Raw genomic sequence first — 1,138 nt, 5'->3', positions numbered from 1 at the left:
CGTCGCGGAACACTGCTTCTATCAGTTGGAGTCACCGATCCTGCGGGTCACCGGATTCGACATCCCCTACCCGCCCGCCAAGCTCGAGCGTTTTCACCTTCCGGACGCCGACCGGATCCTCGCGGCGCTCGACCGAACGCTGGCAGCATGAGCACGGCGCACGAATTCCGGTTACCGGATCTCGGCGAGGGCCTGACTTCCGCCGATCTGGTCGAGTGGGCGGTCGGCGTCGGCGACACTGTGGCACTCAATCAAGTTCTCGCCCAGGTAGAGACAGCCAAAGCTCTTGTCGAACTGCCGTCGCCCTACGTCGGTGTTGTCAGAGAACTCCTCGTCGAACCTGGCACTACCGTTCCGGTGGGTACTCCGATCATCCGTATCGAGGAGTCTTCAAATTCACCGTCTCCAAGTAATTCTCAGTCTCCGAGCGTGCTGGTCGGATACGGACCCGCGACCGAGAGACCGAGCCGCCGACGGAGCAAGATCACGCCGTACTCGCAATCCGCGGCGAGTACCGAGCGTCGGCCCGCAACCCCCGCGGCGCGGCGCGCGGCCCGCGAAGCCGGCATCGATTTGAGCGAAATCACCGGCAGCGGATTCGACGGTGCCGTCACCGCGGCTGACGTCGCAGACGCGCTTACCGTGCAGTCGCCTTCGGATAACGCGACACGCCTGGCCTCGTCCGGCAGACGAAAACAGATGGCGTCGGCGATGGTTGCCAGCACCCGCGCTCCGCAGGCCACCGTCTTCCTCACCGCCGATGTCACGCCTTCGATGGAACTGCTCGGCAGGCTCCGCTCCTCGGAGGCGTTCACCGGACTGTCTCTCACTCCGCTGACACTCGCTGCCAAGGCAATGGTGGCCGCCATCGCCTCGCACCCGATGGTGAACGCGCATTGGGACGAGGCCCGCGGCGACGCCGCCGTCGACGATGACGTGAATCTCGGCATCGCCGTCGCCTCCGAACGTGGACTGTCCGTGCCCAACATCAAGAGCGCCGAGACACTGAGCCTGGTCCAACTCGCACGCGCGGTGACCGAACTGACCGTTGCTGCCCGTGAGGGAAAGACGGACGTCCGTCACCTGACGGGTGGCACCGTCACGATCACCAATGTCGGAGTCTTCGGCGTCGACGGCG

At 65.0% G+C, this 1,138-nt stretch carries 2 protein-coding genes; both read left to right on the top strand.

Annotated elements, in window-relative coordinates; all coding sequences use genetic code 11:
- The coding region (locus tag A2J01_RS35800) for a transketolase C-terminal domain-containing protein (protein ID WP_331715320.1) at positions 1-151 on the top strand (151 nt) is incomplete at its 5' end.
- The coding region (locus A2J01_RS14630; RefSeq protein WP_064112969.1) for a 2-oxo acid dehydrogenase subunit E2 at positions 148-1,138 on the top strand (991 nt) is incomplete at its 3' end. The genes A2J01_RS35800 and A2J01_RS14630, both read left to right, overlap by 4 nt.

The sequence above is a fragment of the Rhodococcus sp. EPR-134 genome, from assembly GCF_001647205.1.
Taxonomy (GTDB): domain Bacteria; phylum Actinomycetota; class Actinomycetes; order Mycobacteriales; family Mycobacteriaceae; genus Rhodococcus_F; species Rhodococcus_F qingshengii.
Note: the sequence above shows the minus strand (reverse complement) of the source record. Positions and strands in the feature narration are given on the sequence as shown.